This is a genomic window from Clostridium sp. Marseille-Q5894, from assembly GCF_946902305.1.
Taxonomy (GTDB): domain Bacteria; phylum Bacillota_I; class Bacilli_A; order Erysipelotrichales; family Coprobacillaceae; genus Thomasclavelia.
The window spans coordinates 85,343-103,315 of sequence record NZ_CAMPPT010000008.1; the positions used below are offsets into that span (position 1 = coordinate 85,343).

Below are 17,973 nucleotides of genomic sequence, written 5' to 3' on the forward strand. Positions count from 1 at the left end.
CGACACAGGATAATTACTAAAAATAAACAGTATTTCGATTTTCTGAAATCAAAAGATATATAATATTTGACAAGGATAAATGAGATGTTTAAAATTATTTTGAAAGGGTGATTATAGTGCAAAAAATTATATTAAAGATTGACGGCATGATGTGCGGAATGTGTGAGACTCATATTAACGATGCAATAAGAAAGTCTTTTACCATAAAAAAAGTTACTTCCTCACATAGCAAAAATAAAACTGAGATTATTACTGTAGACGATATTGATGAAAATGAACTAAGGAAAGTTATTGATGCTACTGGATATAAAGTTGTTTCGATAGAAAAAGTTCCTTATGAAAAGAAAGGTTTTTTTGCATCTTTTCGTAAATAAAAAGACCGTTTAGGTCTTTGGAATACTCTTATATTCAAGCATAATTAAATTACGAGGATTTTTAGATAAACATGATAATAATTTAGTAGCTTTAAATTCAATCTCAAGAGCAGGATGATAGTGACTAGAAAAATTAGTTACTATTTTATATTCACTGCTCTTTTTTATTTTATTTAAATAAGCTTGACCGTTATTACTCATCTTTAAGATTCTAACATAATCTAAATTCATAGCTTTTATAATTTCATCTTTAGTATTATTCATTAAAATATGAATCAACATCCGTTGAATTCTAGAACGGGTATAGCGTTTAGAAGTTAAGCTTAAAACCAATTCTTCCATGTTTTTACAGGTCACTATTTTATCTTTAAGCAAATTTTCGATTCCTTCATCAACTAAATGAATTTTTTTAAGTTGACTACTATTTGTTGTTAAAAGTTTATAACGTAAAAATGGAAAAAAATCTTCAAAGAAATAAAATTCTTGATAATCATTATAATTACAAAATTGATCAACAATATCAATTTTATTTTTTAAAGCATGCCGAATAGCACTTGCAGAACTTATTGTTTCAATTTCTAAACTATGAAAATCATTGGTTCTTTTAATACAATGTAATGTAATTGGATAATCATGACCAATAACTTCTTTTACATAAGCTAAACCTAATAAATCATTAGGTGTAGTTATCGTTTTATTCATTAATATTGATAAAGCTTGATTACAAGCATCAGGATAACGCAAACCAAGATCCATCTGTTGTTTAACTAAATGATCATATTGGCTTTTGTTTCTTTTAATAGTATAAGCAATATCTGTAAAAATATTTATATCACCATTTTCACTGCCAAAAACAATATCTGTAACATTCATTTTAGCAAGTAATTCAATTGCTCCATGAGCAAAATAATCAGCACTTTGAACACTGTAGACAAAAGGCAATTCAATTACAAGGTCGACACCATTTTTAATTGCAACATTAGCTCTAGTCCATTTATCACTAATAGCTGGTTCACCGCGCTGGACAAAATGTCCTGACATTACAACAATTGTAAAATCAGGATCTATCATTTCTTTAGCTTTATTTAAATGATAAAGATGACCATGATGGAAAGGATTATATTCAACTATTAATCCCAAAATTTTCATAAATTCACCTACTTTTACAAATTATAATAACAATTATTATCTTTTAGAAACAGATAATTTTTTAATAACTTTAAAGATTGTCGATACGATCATAATTGCGAGCGCTAAACTAGCAGAAATAGCAATCGTATGAATAAAGCTGTCTAAAAAAAGAATATTTTTACCTTGAGTACAATAAAGCATTGTTTGATAAATGCCTTTTCCAGGAACTAAGGGGAAACAGCCAATAATTAAAAAAATCGTGGCTGGCGCTTTATATATTCTCGCTGCAATTTCAGCATACAAACTAACTACTACCATAGCAATAAAATAACTCATTATTTCATTATGTAAAGCACCAGTATTTAGATAAACAAACCATCCTAAAGTACCACCTAAGGAACTAATAATAGCAAAGCGCAAATTATGATGAATTCTAAAAATAAAAGAAAATCCAATACTGGCAATAAAAGCACTTAAACATTCAATCAATCCTTGCATACTAACCTCCTAAAACGAGCATCATAATACCAACCCCAACGGCAATAAAGGTTGCTGTTAATAACGCCTCAAGCATACGAGCCATTCCTGAAATATAATCACCGCCCATAATATCACGCAAACTGTTTGTAATTGCTACTCCAGGAGTCAAGATCATCAAACAGCCAATGATGGTAGACTGCAAATTATTGATCAAGTTCAGTTTATAACTAAAAATGGCTAAAGAAGATAAAACAATACTGGATAAAAGCGTAGATACAAGATTATTGATTTCCAATATTTCCATTAACCAAATAAAAAAGTATAAAATGAAACCAATAAACATTGCAACGATCGTTTCGTTTAGATGACCACCAAAAAAAGTAGTGAAAAATCCTGTTCCTAATCCATAGCCTAAAAATATTAAAGGCATATTTAAACGCATATTTTTAATACTATCTAATTTATTTTTAAGACAATCATAATCAGGATGTTTATCACAAACATAACGAACAAGATTATTAAGTTCATAGATCATATCTAAATTAACGCGATTTTGTTGGGTCCGTTTAGATAATGTATAAGTATGATTATCATGCATTTCGATTGTTAATGTAAAATAAGATGGTAAAGCAAATACTTCAACGTTTTCATAATTATAACTTTTACACATTCTAAGTAGTGACTCTTCAACACGGTAGATCTCAGCACCATGTTTTAATAAAAGTCTTCCAATTTCTCCAATCAAATTAATAAGTTTTTGTTCATTCATAAAACCACCTCGAATTTAAAGTATATCATGAATATTTTTTAAATGATATAAGTTAATAGTTAATATTTAAAAAATATTATGTTAGAATGGAACAGGTGATGCAAATGTTAAAAGGATATCAATATAAAATGTTACTAAATATATATATTATTGAAAGAAATAATAAGATATATGCAGTTACAACAAATAAAATTTACGATTATATTGAAGAAGAAACAGAACTAATAAAAAAAGCTGCAACACAGCTAAATGAATATTTTCAAGGCAAACGAACAGTGTTTGATTTACCATTAGATTATGAAGGTACGCCATTTCAAATGAAAGTGTGGCAGGAATTACAAAAGATTCCCTATGGACAAACAAGAAGTTATAAAGAAATAGCTAAAGCAATCAATAATCCTAAGGCATATCGTGCTGTAGGCAATGCCAATAATCATAATCGAATCATGATCATAATACCATGTCATCGTGTAATTGGAAGCAATAATAAGCTAGTTGGGTATGCTGGGGGTCTTAAAATGAAAGAAATGTTATTATCGTTGGAGAGAAATAATGATTCTACAAGTTTCCGGAAGAACTGATATATGTGCCTTATATCCTCAGTGGTTTGTTAACCGTTTAAAAGCAGGGTATGTATTAGTTAGAAATCCTTATCATCATCAGCAGGTAAGTCAAATAAAAATTAGTAAAGATGTAGTTGATTGTATTGCTTTTTGTACTAAAGATCCCCAAAATATTATGCCATACCTTAAAATAATCGATCAATTAGGATATAAATATTATTTTATGATTACAATTACGCCTTATGATTATGATATTGAACCAGGATTACGTCCTAAATTAGAAATTATCAAAACTTTTATTAGTTTAAGTAATAAAATAGGCAAAGATAAAATAATTTGGCGCTATGATCCAATTTTATTAAACAAGCGCTATAATAAAGAATTCCATTTAATAATGTTTGAAAAGATGTGTCAGTTATTACATCTATATACAAATACAGTTATTATTAGTTTTCTAGATATTTATAAAAATATTATTGGTAAGTTTAATGAATTAAAAGATGATGAAGTTTATTATTTAGCTAAACATTTAGGTGTAATTGCAGCTAAATATGGTTTACATATCCAAACCTGCAGTGAAAAATACCACTTAGAACAATATGGAATAGCTAAGGGCAGCTGTATAGATAAGACCTATATTGAAAAATTAATTGGTTATTCTTTAAAAATTAAACCAAATCAAAACAGAGCTAATTGTTCTTGTTTAGCGAGTATTGATATAGGAGCATATAGCTGTTGTAGCCATGGCTGTACATATTGTTATGCCTGTAATCATCCGATAGTCGATCAAAATATAAAACAGCATGATGAAGACAGTTTGATGCTGATAGGGAATTTAAAAAATGATGATAAAGTTACTGAACGGATAGTTGCTTCAAATAAGGATAGACAATTACAGCTAGATATAAAATAGAATTAATATTAAGCATTGCTTTAACAAATGATTTGCTGAGGGGTTTTTAAAAATATATTATGATAATTATCGTACTAAAATAACATCAACCAGATTCAAGCAATAATAACGTTTTACGCTTTTGGTGTAAGCATATTTTTTAATTTAAAAATATTCATAAAATAATAAAAAAGACCTTAGATAGGTCTTTTTAAATAACACAATGTTCAGCCATTCTTGCAAAAGCACGATCAAGTACGTATTTAGCATCAGCATTTGCATATGCCCCCATACCAATTTTTTCCACTGGACAATCAACCAATTTTTCAATCATATGGGATTTAAAATAAGTAAAAGGACTAAGAAAAATAATATCAGCATCTTTGGCTATTTCATAAATATTTTGGATAGGATAGGCATAAATTTCACATTCAATAGAATCTTTTTTGGAAGTTTCTTTCATCTTGTCTACTAAAAAATCATTGGTAATAGTCATATCATGAAACATATCGCATAATAATACAATTTTCTTCATATCATTTTACCCCTTTCTATAATCGAATATATTATATGCACAAAATCCAAATTACAACAAAATAAAATTTTTTATTAGTATAGCATTTGATTAAAAAATTGTAAATATTTAAAAAAAGGTTTATGACATATGTAATATAAATAAATTACATTTGATCATCAATAAATCATAGAAAATTAAATTTTTAAATTACTATAATATTTTTTACTAATTTAATTATATTTATACTATATAGTTAAGGATAAAATGTGCTAGAATATATATGCATAATTTTAAGGTATAGAGAAAGAGGGAGAAAAATGAATTTAGCAGAAAGAAAGAAGAAAGTTATATTTATCGGAGTAATTAGTATTTTAATTATTATTGGATTAGTATTCTTTCTTCTAAATAAAAAAGAAGATGCAGGCGCGTTAGTCGAAGACTATTATGCATATTTAGCCATAAAAGATTATAAAAAAATGTATGCAATGTTAACAAAAGGTTCTTTGTCACAAACCTCACAAGATGTATTTGAAAGTCGATATGAAAACATCTATGACGGTATCGAAGCTAAAAATATTAAAGTTAAAATTAATGAAGTTGAAGATGGGAAAGTTAATTATACTTTATCAATGGATACTGTTGCAGGAAAAGTAAGCTATGATAATAAAACTACAGTGCAAGATGGTGAAATTGTCTTTAATGAAAAAATGTTATTTGATGGAATTGAAGGAGAAAATAAAGTTAGAGTTTTAACTGATGAAGCGAGTCGTGGGAAAATCTTGGATCGTAATGATAAAGAACTAGCAACTATTGGTGAAGCATATTCTGTAGGTTTAGTACCGGGTAAATTAAATGGTGAAAGTGATTATCAGGCCATAGGGAATCTTTTAAATATGTCAGTAGATAGTATTCAAAAAATTATGAGCGCTTCATGGATCAAAGATGATTCTTTTGTACCATTAAAAGAAATAGCTAAAGATGATGCCGGAAGAGCTTTAGCTAATCAGTTATTAACAATAAAAGGAGTAAAACTTAATACGGCTTATGTACGTTATTATCCTTATGGAGAAATTACTTCTCATTTGACTGGTTATTTACAACAAGTTAATGCTGATGATCTAGAGAAGCATGAAGGTGAAGGATATAGTGAAACTTCATTAATTGGACGAAGTGGAATTGAAGCTGCTTATGAAAGTGATTTAAAAGGTAGTGATGGTAAAAAAATCGTTATTGTTGATAAAGATGGTAAAGAAATAAAAACTATTGCAAGTAAGGAAGTTAAAAATGGAAAAGATATCAAATTAACAATTGATGTTGATTTACAAAAGGATCTATATAATGAATATCAAAATGATAAAAGTGCTTCAGTAGCAATGAATCCTGAAACTGGTGAAATCTTAGCTCTAGTTTCAACCCCATCATTTTCAAGCAATGATTTTATTTTAGGATTTAGTAGTGATGAATGGGATGCTTTAAATAATGATGTAAATAAACCTCTAACGAATCGGTTTCGAACAACTTATGTACCTGGTTCAAGTATGAAACCAATTACTGGAGCTATTGGTTTAGATGCTGAAGCAATTGATCCTGATAAAGATTTAGGGGCTAAAGATAAATGGCAAAAAGATTCTAGCTGGGGTAATTATTATGTAACTACTTTACATGCGCCAACTCCTAATAATTTAAAGAATGCAATTATTTATTCTGATAATGTTTATTTTGCGAGAACTGCAGTTGAAATTGGTAAAGATAAATTAATTGCAGGGTATGATAAATTAAAAATAGGTGATAAAATTCCTTTTGAATTAGCATTAAATAAATCACAGTATCAAAATAAAGATAGTGAGTTTAATGATCAGCAGTTAGCTGACAGTGGCTATGGACAAGGTGAATTATTAATGAATCCTGTTCAATTAGCATCAATTTATAGTGCTTTTATTAATGAAGGAACAATTAATCAGCCATATTTAATTATGGATGAAAAGCCAGAAAAACCATGGATCGAATCTGCATTTACAAAAGCAACAGCTAATACGATCAAAGATGCTTTAATTGGGGTCATCAGCGATCCTAATGGAACTGGGCATGCTATTTATCATGAAAATATTGAATTAGCAGGGAAAACAGGGACAGCAGAAATCAAGGCATCGCAAAGTGATACAACAGGAACAGAGTTAGGATGGTTTACGATTACTACAACTAATAGCGATAATCCTATTTTAATAACAACAATGGTTGAAGATGTAAAAAATCGTGGTGGCAGTGGTTATGTCGTTGAACACATGAAAACACCATTAGGAAATTATTTAGTAAAATAGCCGGTCATAAGACTGGTTAATGGAGTCAATATAAGAGATACTGCTTATGCTGACTCTTTTTATTTTTTGTGAAATATCTATTATGAAATATACAGATAATTTAGTATTTCTAGTAATCAAAAATGCAAAATATCTTATCTTATTTTTACGTTTTTCTATGAAATTGTAATATAATAAATATATATTCACACAGTCATAAGCATGGATTTATATCGTTTGAATTATTGCGTTCATCAAGTCTAAAACGGTAACTTGGCGGTGTTATTAAGATGCGTTACCATCGTTGATAGTGTCTGTTTGGGCGAACAGGCACTTTTGTTTTGTCTATTAACTTCTTTATACTGACTATTTTCTTTTTTAACTTTTTTTGCCATGGATCATTTCATACAGTTGTATTATGTTGATAACATACTTTTTATCTATCTTTCTATTATTTAATAGGTCATCTCTTTTTTATGATTCCTAAAATATTATGAAACAAGACTTTTGCATATATATCGTTTTGAGCAACATTGCTATTTTCACTTATATGTTTTTCTATTTTTCAGATTGTTTTTAAAGTTTTGTAGGACACCTTATTGTCCTAGCGTATAACATATAGTGCGATGACTTCTGAAGCGATGAATTCTTTATCATCAAGATTAGTAAAATTTCCATATGTTATTTTCCCTTACTGTCAGGATACTCAATTTTTTGATAATCCTGATTTTTAATAGTGGATCACTCTTTCTTGATTCTATAGTCTCAGGAGAAAATCTAAATCTTTTCGCCATTTTTGATCTCTTTCTACTTCTGTCCATTCATCATCAGATTTCATAAATGAAATCTGTTACTTATAAAAATTGGATTTCTCTATATAGTCTTTTGACAACATCATAAAGTCTACCAGTTTTAGCCTATACTTTTTTAACATCAAACATATTATTAGTAACAAAATCATTCATACGATAAACATTATGAGAAATTTCCATATAGCTTCCATTTTCAGCAATTAAAAATCTAGAAAATAAGATATCAAAGAAGATACATAATAAAAAAGAGCCAACCTCTTAAGTTGACTCCATTGGCCAGTCCTATGACTGGCTATTTAATGATATCGATAATTTCATTGATATCTTTTTTACCAAAATAAACATCTTTATCATTTATAATCATACAAGGAACAGACATAACATTATACTGTTCTTTTAATTTTGGATAATGAGCTAAATCATACATTGAAGCTGTAATATTTTTGTTTTGACTGGCGATTCTTTGAGTTGCCATAACTACATCAGGACACATTGTACAAGATAGGGAAACAAGTACTTTAATATCAATTTTGTTATTAATGTTATTGATCGTATCAATGAGTTCTTTATCTAAAGGCTGTTTAGGACCAGCTGTGTTATAAATTGCAATAATGAATGAATTAAATTCATGACCACCAGGAACTGCATGGAAAGAAACATTTAGATAGTTATCATCTTCATCATAAAAGTCCATTGCTGGTTCACCCTCTAATAATTGGTAAGATATGCGATCGCTTAAAGATGAGAATTCTTCTATAAATAATTTTATTTCATCACTAAATGCAGAGTTATCAAGAGAACATTTTATTACTAAATTTCTTTCTAATTTGCTAAAAATTTGTGTTAACTGCTGTTTTATTTCCTCGGAAATAAAACCATCACTATTTTCTACAGACGTTTCTTCAACATGAGCTGTTTGCTTTTTAGTTTTTAAACCATGTTTAGAAATAATTTTAGGAATATATTTTTCTAAAGCTGTAGCACTAGTAGCTCCATCACTTACAGCAGTAACAACTTGACGCAATTCTTTGACACATACATCACCAGCTCCATAAACTCCATCAAGATTAGTTTTTTGATTTTGATCAACAACCAAATTATTTGTTTCATTTAATTTAACCTGATCTTTGAATAAAGCAGTTGCTGGTTCATAACCGGCAAAAACAAAGATTCCAAAAGTATCATCAGTTTCATAAGTCCATGTTTCATTAGTCTTATTATTTTTAAAAATAGCTTTTTTTAAACTAACATCACCACTAGCTTCAACAATTTCTGTATTGTAGTGGATATCAATGTTTGGATGATCCTTAGCTTTTTGGGCAACTCCTTTAGCACAAGTAAAATCATCTTCACGAACGATGATTGTTACTTTGCGACCATACTTAGTTAAAAAGACAGCTTCTTCAGCGGCAGCAAAACCACCACCGATTACAAAAATGTCTTTTCCGCTGAAAAATTCACCATCACAAGTTGCGCAGTATGCAACACCTCGGCCCTGGTATTCTTTTTCACCAGTAAAACCTAATTTACGAGGATGGCTACCCGTCGCTAGAATGACACCAACACTTTTAAAAGTTCCTTTATCACAAATAATTTCTTTAATATCATTTTCCAATTTAACTTGTTTGACATTTGCAATCATAAATTCAGCACCAAAACTTTGGGCCTGCTTTTTCATGTTATCTGTTAATTCTTGACCACTGGTTTTAAATACACCAGGATAATTTACTACTTCTGAAGTAATTGTAATTTGTCCACCAATTTTTTCTTTTTCAATGACTAAAACTGAAAATTTTGCTCTAGCTAGATATATTGCTGCTGACAGTCCCGCAGGACCGCCACCAACAATAATAGCATCATAAAAATTATTCATTAAATTAATCCTACTAAATCTAATGATGGTTTAAGTGTAGCTTCACCAGGTTTCCATTTAGCTGGACAAACTTCATCACCATGTTCATAAACAAATTGAGAAGCTTGAACGCGTCTAAATAACTCTTCTGCATTTCTACCTACATTACCAGCAATCACTTCATACATAACAATTTTACCTTCAGGATTGATAATGAAACTTCCACGTTCTGCTAAACCATCAGCTTCGATATATACATCTAGATCTTTAGCTAATTTAGCAGTTGGATCAGCTAACATTGGATAATTAATTTTTTTGATTGTTTTTGAAGTATCATGCCATGCTTTATGAACAAAGTGTGTATCACATGATACTGAATAAATTTCACAATTAATTTTTTTAAATTCTTCATATTTGTTTGCTAAATCCTCAAGTTCAGTAGGACAAACAAAAGTAAAATCTGCAGGATAGAAAAATAGAACATTCCATTTTCCTAATAAATCTTCTTTTTTAATTGTTTTAAATTCACCTTCATGAAAGGCTTGAGCTTCAAATTCTGTAATTTCTTTTCCGATTAATGACATATAATTTCTCCTTTTCTACATAAATATTTTTAACCTGTTATTAAATTATTATTACTTTTATTTAATAAATTTTTTAGTTAGTTACAACTAACTAATTGCATACTAACATAGAAAAAAAATAAAAACAAATAATATGCTCACAAGAAAATAAAAAAAGAATCACTGTAATGATTCTTTTAAATAATAGTCATATTTTAACTATTTTTATTAATAATAAAATCAATGATAACATTTAATAATTCAATATCTTCACTATTTTTTTGTGCTAAGATAGCAAGATTCTTGTTTATTTTATCGATAGAATGTTTAGATACTTTTTGAAATTCATGAGATAAGATATCATCAGAAGTTATACCTAAGGCATTTGCAATTTTTATAAGTACTTCTAAACTTAACTTACTTTGTGCTCTTTCAATCTTACCTAAATAATTAGGTGTAATGTCAGCTTTGTAAGCTAGTTCTTCAATTGTTAGATTTTGTTTTAATCTTTCTTTTCTAATATTATTTCCAAGTTTAGTATAGTCCATTTAATCATCTCCAAATTATATACATAATACCTAGAAAATTATTAAATATAAAGTTACTATAAATTAATAGTTAGTTAAGGAATTTATAATTGAGTATCATATGAAAATAGATGTTACAATATCAAATAAAATTGTTTACTGCCTTAAAAATATATAGTAGCAAATGTTAATTTAGTAGATTAAATAATTAAATATTTATTTCATGAAAGATAAGCGTTTTATGTGATAGTAGGTTTGCGAACGAATAAGAACATCATTTGAGAAAACTGTAAATGTAAAAAGTAGACTAATGATAGTGATAGATTTGTGATCAATCTATAACTTTATCAATGACATGAACATACTAGAATCTCCTAGTATGTTTTTTCAAATAAAAAAATCGATTTTTAATCGACTTCTTTACAAGATTCTCTTTCAATTAAAACACAAGGTAAAGTTATTTGCACTGGTGTAGGTGAAGAATATTTACTTAAAAGATTATATACAATGTTAGCGCCATATTCTCCCATTAAATCAGCTGGTGCAAAGACTGTAGTTAAAGGTGGTGTTGTAAAGCTGGCAGCTTTAATATCATCAAAACCAATTAATGAAATATCTTCAGGAACTCTAATGTTGCGTTCTTGTAAAGCTCTTAAGGCACCAATTGCAATGGGATCACTGGCACAAAATATTGCAGTCGGTAAATCACCTTGATTAATCATATCGATCATCATCGTATAACCAGACTCATTAGAAAATTCTCCTTCCAATAGATATGGTTCGTAAATGATGTTATTTTGATTACAAAAATCAATGAATACTTCTTTACGATTATCATGGTATAAAACACTATCATCTACATATTCTTTTCCACCCAAAAAACCTATTTTCTTATGATTTAAAGCTTTTAAATATTTTAAAGCATCGGTTACCGCTTTATTAAAATCTAAAGTAATTGTACTGTCTTCATGATTTGGACTTATCATATCCAAAAAAATAATTTTGTTTGAAATTTTTTTAAATTGAACGATTTCACGATCATTAAACTTACCAATACAAATTAAACCGTTAACATTTTTTAGAGCTTCAAGATAATTTTGATCAGATCTAAAAGTACGGATTACACTAATTTGATTTTGTAAACAAAAATTTTCAATTCCTTGTCTGATTTGTAAATAATATGGATCATCAATTTCTTGTTGCAATGAATACCATTGAACAATTCCCAAGGTAAAATCATTTTTAGTAGCTTTTCTTTTTTTTGTATAATTTAATTCTTTGGCCGCATTAAAAACAGCGCGTCTTGTTTCCTCAGGAACTGATAATGTTTTATCGTTGTTAAGAATTCGTGAAACAGTAGCACTAGAAACATTTGCAAGATTGGCAATATCTTTAATTGTAGCCATGCTTTTCCTCCTTATCTATTTTGTAATATTATACCCTATTTTTTGTTAATATAAAAGTTCCAGTAGAGAAATTATTTTTATAATATATGGCAATTTAGGATATCTAGTATGTAAATTTTATCATCGTTGCAGCAATAGCTATAATGATTATTTATTATAGTTATATTATAATTACTAAGTAAAATTTAGTCAACTAATAGGTAAAAATTTACTTATATTTTAGTGAAAATAATTGACAATTTACTATATAAACGATAAAATAAAACTGTCTATAAGAGAGGAGAAAATATATGAATCATGAAATAAATCAATTGATCCAGTTTGCTTTGGATAAAGGAATGATAACAGAAGATGAATGTGATTATTCAGTAAATTTATTGTTGGATTTATTAAAGGAAGATAATTTTGAGTATGAAGGAATCAACGAACATTTTCCATTAGCTACGCCAATTTTAGAAAAATTATTGGATAAAGCAGTAGTAAAAGGATTAATTGAAAATGATGTTACAAGTCGAGATTTATTTGATACTAAAATAATGAACTGTATCATGCCACGACCTCATACAGTCATTGAAACATTTAAACAAAAATATAAAATCAATCCGCAATTAGCTACTGATTATTATTATCGACTATCAATTGCCTCAAACTATATCAGAAAAAGTAGAACAGATAAAAATATTCGCTGGAAAAAATATATTAAATATGGAAATATTGAAATCTCAATTAATTTATCTAAGCCGGAAAAAGACCCTAAAGAAATCGCAAAAGCTAAATTAGTTAAATCAAGTGGTTATCCTAAGTGTTTACTATGTAAAGAGAATGTTGGATTTAAAGGAGATTTAAATCGTGCGGCTAGACAAACGCATCGAATCATTCCCTTAAAATTAGAAACTGGGAATTATTATTTACAATATTCACCATACGTATATTATGATGAACACTGTATAGTTTTTAATGAAGAACATAAACCGATGGTAATCAATGAAAATACTTTTAAGAATTTATTTTCATTTTTAGATATTTTCCCTCATTATATGATCGGTTCAAATGCGGATTTACCAATTGTCGGAGGATCTATTTTATCTCATGATCATTATCAAGGGGGGAAATACGAATTCCCGATTCAAAGTGCTGAGGTATTGAAAACATTAAAGTGTGATAAATTTCCCCATACGCTCATTGAAATCGTAAAATGGCCTTTATCAACAATTAGACTAACTTCAGAAAACAAAGAAGAATTGATTCAATTATCAAATGATATTTTAAATTACTGGCGTGAATATAGTGAACCGATCTTAGATATTATTGCTTATAGTGATGATATCCCACATAATACGATCACTCCAATTGCAAGGATGAAAGGTGATAAATACCAAATTGATTTAGTATTAAGAAATAATCGTACTAGTGAAAAATATCCTGATGGTATTTTTCATCCGCATCAAGAATCTCATCATATTAAAAAAGAAAATATTGGTTTGATAGAAGTAATGGGGTTAGCTATTTTACCAGCACGATTAAAAGATGAATTAAAATTATTAGGTGATTGTTTACTCAACAAAGCGAATATTAATGATTATCCAGAATTAGAAAAGCACTACGACTGGTACCAAGATTTAATTAATAACTATGATTTTAGTGAAGAAAATGTTGAAGAAATCTTAAAAGAGGCAGTAACAAGCAAGTTTGTCACGGTTTTAGAGGATGCGGGGGTATTTAAAATGGATGATCAAGGAATTGATGGTTTAACTAATTTTGTTAATTTAGTATTGGAAGGAGAATAAGATGATTCAAGTAATAAAAAAAATTGACGAGCAAATTGATTTGATAGAAATGAAAAATGATGAATTAACAGTGGTCGTTTCTAATTATGGCTGTACGATTATAAAAGTATTAATGAAGGATAAAAATGGCAATATTGATGATGTTGTCTTAGGGTATGATGATTTTAGTGATTATCAGACTAAAGATGCGTATTTAGGGGCTTTAGTAGGAAGAACTGCTAATCGTATTGGTAAAGGTAAGTTTACTTTAAATGATAAAACATATACATTACCAATTAATAATGGTCCAAATTCTTTACATGGAGGAATCAAAGGTTTTTCTTATCAAGTTTTTGACTATAAATTTGAAGGAGATAGTATTGAATTCAGTTATTTATCTAAAGATGGTGAAGAAGGATATCCTGGTAATTTAAATTTTAAAGCAATTTATACTTTGGATAAAAATACTTTAATAATTAGATATCTAGCTACTAGTGATGAAGATACGATTATCAATATTACTAATCACTCATATTTTAATTTATCTGGTGCTAAAGAAGATATCTATGATCATCAATTATTAGTTCATAGTGATAAATATGCATGTATCGATCCTGATGGCTTGCCAACTGGTGAATTTGCTAAAGTAAAAGGAACACCATTTGATTTTAATACAATGACTAGAATTGGTGATGTTATCGATAGTGATGATGAACAGATCAGATTAGGAGCTGGATTTGATCATCCGTTCATTTTTAATCAAGATAAAAATCAAGCTGAATTATATCATCCAGCAACAGGTCGAAAATTGACTGTAAATACAACTCTTCCTGGAGCACAAATATATACAGCTAATTATTTAGATGGTCGAATTGGTAAATATGGTATTAGTTATCCACGGCGCTATGCAGTATGTATTGAAACACAGAATTTACCAGATGCAATAAATATTGAAAAAGAACCAACAACAATTTTAAAGAAAGGTGAAACATATGATGAAACTACATCATATAAATTTGAGGTGATTGAATAATGATTAAAGCAACAATTGTAAAAGAAGATTTAAAAAATAATAAATATAACGATTTATTAAATGACATTTATGTTGATGAAAGTTTATTAGATTATCATCAAGCTCGTTATATCAAAGCAATCGAAAAATATATTGATCTATATGGAGATAAAGAAATAGAAATTTATAGTGCTCCTGGACGCAGTGAAGTTGGTGGAAATCATACTGATCACCAGCATGGATGTGTTTTGGCGGCAGCTGTCAATCTTGATGCGATTGCTGTAGTGGGAAAGGTAGAAAATACGATTAAAGTGCTATCAGATGATTTTGATATCGCACCAATTGATTTAAATGATTTAGAAAAAAAGGAAAGTGAAGTAGGGACATCAGAAGCCTTGATCAGAGGGGTATGTGCGCGTTTAAAAGAATTAGGATATGAAGTAGGGGGATTTAATGCATTTATTACTAGTGATGTTTTAATGGGAGCTGGATTATCATCATCAGCGGCATTTGAAACGATCATAGGAACGATTATTTCTGGATTATATAATGATATGAAAATTGATCCAGTATTGATTGCTCAAGTAGGGCAGTATGCTGAAAATGTTTATTTTAATAAACCATGCGGTCTCATGGATCAATGTGCCAGCTCGGTTGGAAGTTTGATCAATATTGATTTTAAAGATGTTGAAAAACCGGTTGTTGTTAAAGTTGATGTTGATTTTTCTAAGTTTGGACATAGTTTATGTATCGTAGATACAAAAGGTTCTCATGCTGATTTGACAGATGAATATGCAGCAATCCCTAGTGAAATGAAAAAAGTGGCTAATTATTTTGGTAAAGAATTTTTACGTGAAGTTGATGAAGAAGCATTTTTTAATGATATTGCGGGAGCAAGAGCTGCTTGTCAAGATCGCGCAGTGTTAAGGGCGATTCATCTATTTGCAGAAAATAAAAGGGTTGCAAAACAAGTTGAAGCATTAAATACAGGAGATTTTGAAGAATTTAAAAAATTGGTCAAAGCTTCTGGTGACAGCTCTTATAAGTTTTTACAAAATGTTTATGCAAACTGTGATGTGCAAAATCAAAGTGTTTCTATTGGTTTAGCGATGTCAGAAAAAATTATCGGTGATAATGGTGTTTGTCGAGTTCATGGCGGTGGATTTGCGGGAACGATTCAGGCGTTTGTTAAAGATGAATTTGTACCTGTTTATAAAGAGAAAATTGAAAAAGTTTTTGGTAAAGATTCATGCCATGTATTAAAAGTACGCAAATATGGTGGAATGAAAGTATTATAGGAGCATGATAGCTCCTTTTACTTTTGAGCAGGCTGATTTTGTTAAAAAGTCTCGCAAGTAAACTTTCAATCAGCTATAATATTTGTATGAAGAGAAAAAAGGATGGTAATGATAATATGTTAAAAAATGAAAAAATGAGTAAAACAAAAATTGTTTGTACAATTGGACCAGCATCTGATAATAAAGAGATGTTAACTAAGTTAGTTAAAGCTGGAATGAATGTAATGAGACTTAATTTTTCTCATGGTAGTCATGATGAACATTTAAATAAAATTAAATTACTTGATGAAATCAATAAAGAATTAAATACTTCTGTAGCAATTTTACTAGATACGAAAGGACCGGAAATTAGAACAGGGGATTTTGAAGGGGGAAAAGCGGAATTTAAAAAAGGTCAAGTTGTTACTATTTGTCAAGAAGATATTGAAGGTACAAGTGAGCGATTTACAATTACGTATAAAGAATTGTATCGAGATGTTAAACCTGGGGGATTTATTTTAGTAAATGATGGCCAAGTTGAATTATTAGTTGATCATGTTGAAGGAACCGATATTGTTTGTGTGTGCGCAAATAATGGAATTGTGAAAAATAAACGTGGTATTAATGTTCCAGGAATTAAATTAGGATTTGATTATTTATCAGCCAAAGATATTGATGATTTAACTTTTGGATGTGGACAGCCATTTAATTATGTTGCTGCTTCTTTTGTAAGAAGAGCCCAGGATGTATTTGATGTAAAAAAGTTATTAATTGAAAATGGGCGGTCTGATATTCAAATAATTGCTAAAATTGAAAATAGTGAGGGCGTAGAAAATATTGATGAAATCTTGAAAGTAGCTGATGGAATCATGGTGGCTCGTGGTGATCTAGGTGTAGAAGTGCCTGCTGAAGATGTTCCATTGATTCAAAAAGAAATTATTAGCAAATGTAAAGATAAAGGAAAATTAGTTATTACAGCAACACAAATGTTGGAAAGTATGCAGCAAAATCCACGTCCTACTCGAGCTGAAGTAAGTGATGTTGCTAATGCGATTTTTGATGGAACTGATGCAATTATGTTATCCGGAGAATCAGCATCAGGTTTATATCCTCAAGAAGCAGTTATGACAATGAGCCGGATTGCTTTAAAGACAGAAGAAAGTTTAGATTATGATGCTTTACATCGTCAAGCTATTTTAACAGCGCCTCAAGATACATCTGAAGCAATTTGTATGTCTGTTGCAGAAATTGCCTCAAAATTTCAAGTAGCGGCAATTATTGCATTTACTGAAAGTGGCTTTACAGCTCGAAAAATGTCACGATATCGTCCCGAAGCCCGAATTATTGCAGCTACACCAATAGTGGAAACAACGAGAGCATTAGCAATCAATTGGGGGGTTAAACCCGTTATCTGTAAATTTATGTCGACACGTTCAGTTATGATGGACTATGCTGAACTCATTGCTCGAGAAAATGGTGTTGAATCAGGTGAATTGATTCTTGTTACGGGAGGAACACCAGGACTTATGGGAGATACTAGCTATTTAGAATTAGTACGAATAAAATAATAACCAAAAAGACATCCTTGAAGATGTCTTTTATTATTGGTGTTTTATTTAAACTGCCTATAACAATATTATTAATTGGAATAAGATATAGTAAAGAGAGGTGTTATAATGGATCCGTTTCAAAATGAAATTTTCATAGAAAAGGAGCCTTATGGTTTAATTAATCC

General features: G+C 29.3%; 16 protein-coding genes. 8 read left to right on the forward strand and 8 right to left on the reverse strand.

The annotated features are described in order from the left end of the window. Positions 1–116 precede the first annotated feature (116 nt). A complete protein-coding gene (locus OC535_RS11970) occupies positions 117–374 on the forward strand; it encodes a cation transporter (RefSeq protein WP_024722786.1) in 258 nt (85 codons plus the stop codon). A gap of 9 nt (positions 375–383) precedes the next feature. Here the strand turns inward: OC535_RS11970 and OC535_RS11975 are convergent, their stop codons facing one another. The 3 genes from OC535_RS11975 to OC535_RS11985 are packed head-to-tail and all read right to left on the reverse strand — an operon-like array spanning position 384 to position 2,754. Continuing rightward, the gene (locus tag OC535_RS11975; protein WP_024722785.1) at positions 384–1,523 is read right to left on the reverse strand and encodes a nucleotidyltransferase; all 1,140 of its coding nucleotides are present in this window, start codon (positions 1,521–1,523) and stop codon (positions 384–386) included. Between the two features lie 36 nt (positions 1,524–1,559). Continuing rightward, positions 1,560–2,003, reverse strand: coding sequence for a threonine/serine exporter family protein (locus OC535_RS11980; protein ID WP_024722784.1), 444 nt, complete (start codon positions 2,001–2,003; stop codon positions 1,560–1,562). Position 2,004: 1 nt separating this feature from the next. Further along, on the reverse strand, positions 2,005–2,754 hold the full coding sequence (locus OC535_RS11985; protein ID WP_024722783.1) for a threonine/serine exporter family protein: 750 nt from the start codon (positions 2,752–2,754) through the stop codon (positions 2,005–2,007). Between the two features lie 104 nt (positions 2,755–2,858). Between OC535_RS11985 and OC535_RS11990 the strand changes: the two genes are divergently transcribed. Together OC535_RS11990 and OC535_RS11995 are read left to right on the forward strand one after the other, a co-directional pair. Beyond that, on the forward strand, positions 2,859–3,335 hold the full coding sequence (locus OC535_RS11990) for a methylated-DNA--[protein]-cysteine S-methyltransferase (RefSeq protein ID WP_227051997.1): 477 nt from the start codon (positions 2,859–2,861) through the stop codon (positions 3,333–3,335). Continuing rightward, on the forward strand, positions 3,307–4,230 hold the full coding sequence (locus OC535_RS11995) for a DUF1848 domain-containing protein (RefSeq protein WP_498823922.1): 924 nt from the start codon (positions 3,307–3,309) through the stop codon (positions 4,228–4,230). The genes OC535_RS11990 and OC535_RS11995 overlap by 29 nt, the downstream gene beginning before the upstream one ends. Before the next feature lie 190 nt (positions 4,231–4,420). Here OC535_RS11995 and OC535_RS12000 read toward each other — a convergent pair whose 3' ends face one another. Beyond that, on the reverse strand, positions 4,421–4,744 hold the full coding sequence (locus OC535_RS12000; RefSeq protein WP_024722780.1) for a PTS sugar transporter subunit IIB: 324 nt from the start codon (positions 4,742–4,744) through the stop codon (positions 4,421–4,423). A gap of 299 nt (positions 4,745–5,043) precedes the next feature. On the opposite strand from OC535_RS12000, the gene OC535_RS12005 reads away from it, so the two are divergent. Continuing rightward, positions 5,044–7,044, forward strand: a complete 2,001-nt coding sequence (locus tag OC535_RS12005) for a penicillin-binding transpeptidase domain-containing protein (RefSeq protein WP_498823923.1) — start codon at positions 5,044–5,046, stop codon at positions 7,042–7,044. 1,083 nt (positions 7,045–8,127) lie between these two features. Here the strand turns inward: OC535_RS12005 and OC535_RS12010 are convergent. The 4 genes from OC535_RS12010 to OC535_RS12025 form a co-directional block, all read right to left on the reverse strand. Next, positions 8,128–9,708: an FAD-dependent oxidoreductase gene (locus tag OC535_RS12010; RefSeq protein WP_024722768.1), complete on the reverse strand. Its 1,581-nt coding sequence runs from the start codon at positions 9,706–9,708 to the stop codon at positions 8,128–8,130. Further along, the gene (ahpC, locus tag OC535_RS12015) at positions 9,708–10,271 is read right to left on the reverse strand and encodes an alkyl hydroperoxide reductase subunit C (protein ID WP_024722769.1); all 564 of its coding nucleotides are present in this window, start codon (positions 10,269–10,271) and stop codon (positions 9,708–9,710) included. Before ahpC ends, OC535_RS12010 begins: the two co-directional genes overlap by 1 nt. A gap of 194 nt (positions 10,272–10,465) precedes the next feature. Further along, positions 10,466–10,798, reverse strand: a complete 333-nt coding sequence (locus OC535_RS12020; RefSeq protein ID WP_227051991.1) for a helix-turn-helix domain-containing protein — start codon at positions 10,796–10,798, stop codon at positions 10,466–10,468. Positions 10,799–11,184: 386 nt separating this feature from the next. Then, complete coding sequence (locus OC535_RS12025) at positions 11,185–12,183, reverse strand: LacI family DNA-binding transcriptional regulator (protein ID WP_498823924.1); 999 nt, start codon at positions 12,181–12,183, stop codon at positions 11,185–11,187. A 290-nt stretch (positions 12,184–12,473) separates the two neighbouring features. On the opposite strand from OC535_RS12025, the gene OC535_RS12030 reads away from it, so the two are divergent. From OC535_RS12030 to pyk, 4 genes are all read left to right on the forward strand, one after another. Continuing rightward, on the forward strand, positions 12,474–13,970 hold the full coding sequence (locus OC535_RS12030) for a UDP-glucose--hexose-1-phosphate uridylyltransferase (RefSeq protein WP_498823925.1): 1,497 nt from the start codon (positions 12,474–12,476) through the stop codon (positions 13,968–13,970). 1 nt (position 13,971) lies between these two features. Further along, entirely contained in the window at positions 13,972–14,982 is a 1,011-nt protein-coding gene (locus tag OC535_RS12035) for an aldose epimerase family protein (RefSeq protein ID WP_227051988.1), read from the forward strand. Then, the gene (locus OC535_RS12040) at positions 14,982–16,259 is read left to right on the forward strand and encodes a galactokinase family protein (RefSeq protein ID WP_024721498.1); all 1,278 of its coding nucleotides are present in this window, start codon (positions 14,982–14,984) and stop codon (positions 16,257–16,259) included. Before OC535_RS12035 ends, OC535_RS12040 begins: the two co-directional genes overlap by 1 nt. Positions 16,260–16,393: 134 nt before the next feature. Continuing rightward, positions 16,394–17,806: a pyruvate kinase gene (gene pyk, locus OC535_RS12045; RefSeq protein WP_498823955.1), complete on the forward strand. Its 1,413-nt coding sequence runs from the start codon at positions 16,394–16,396 to the stop codon at positions 17,804–17,806. The last annotated feature ends 167 nt before the right edge of the window (positions 17,807–17,973 follow it).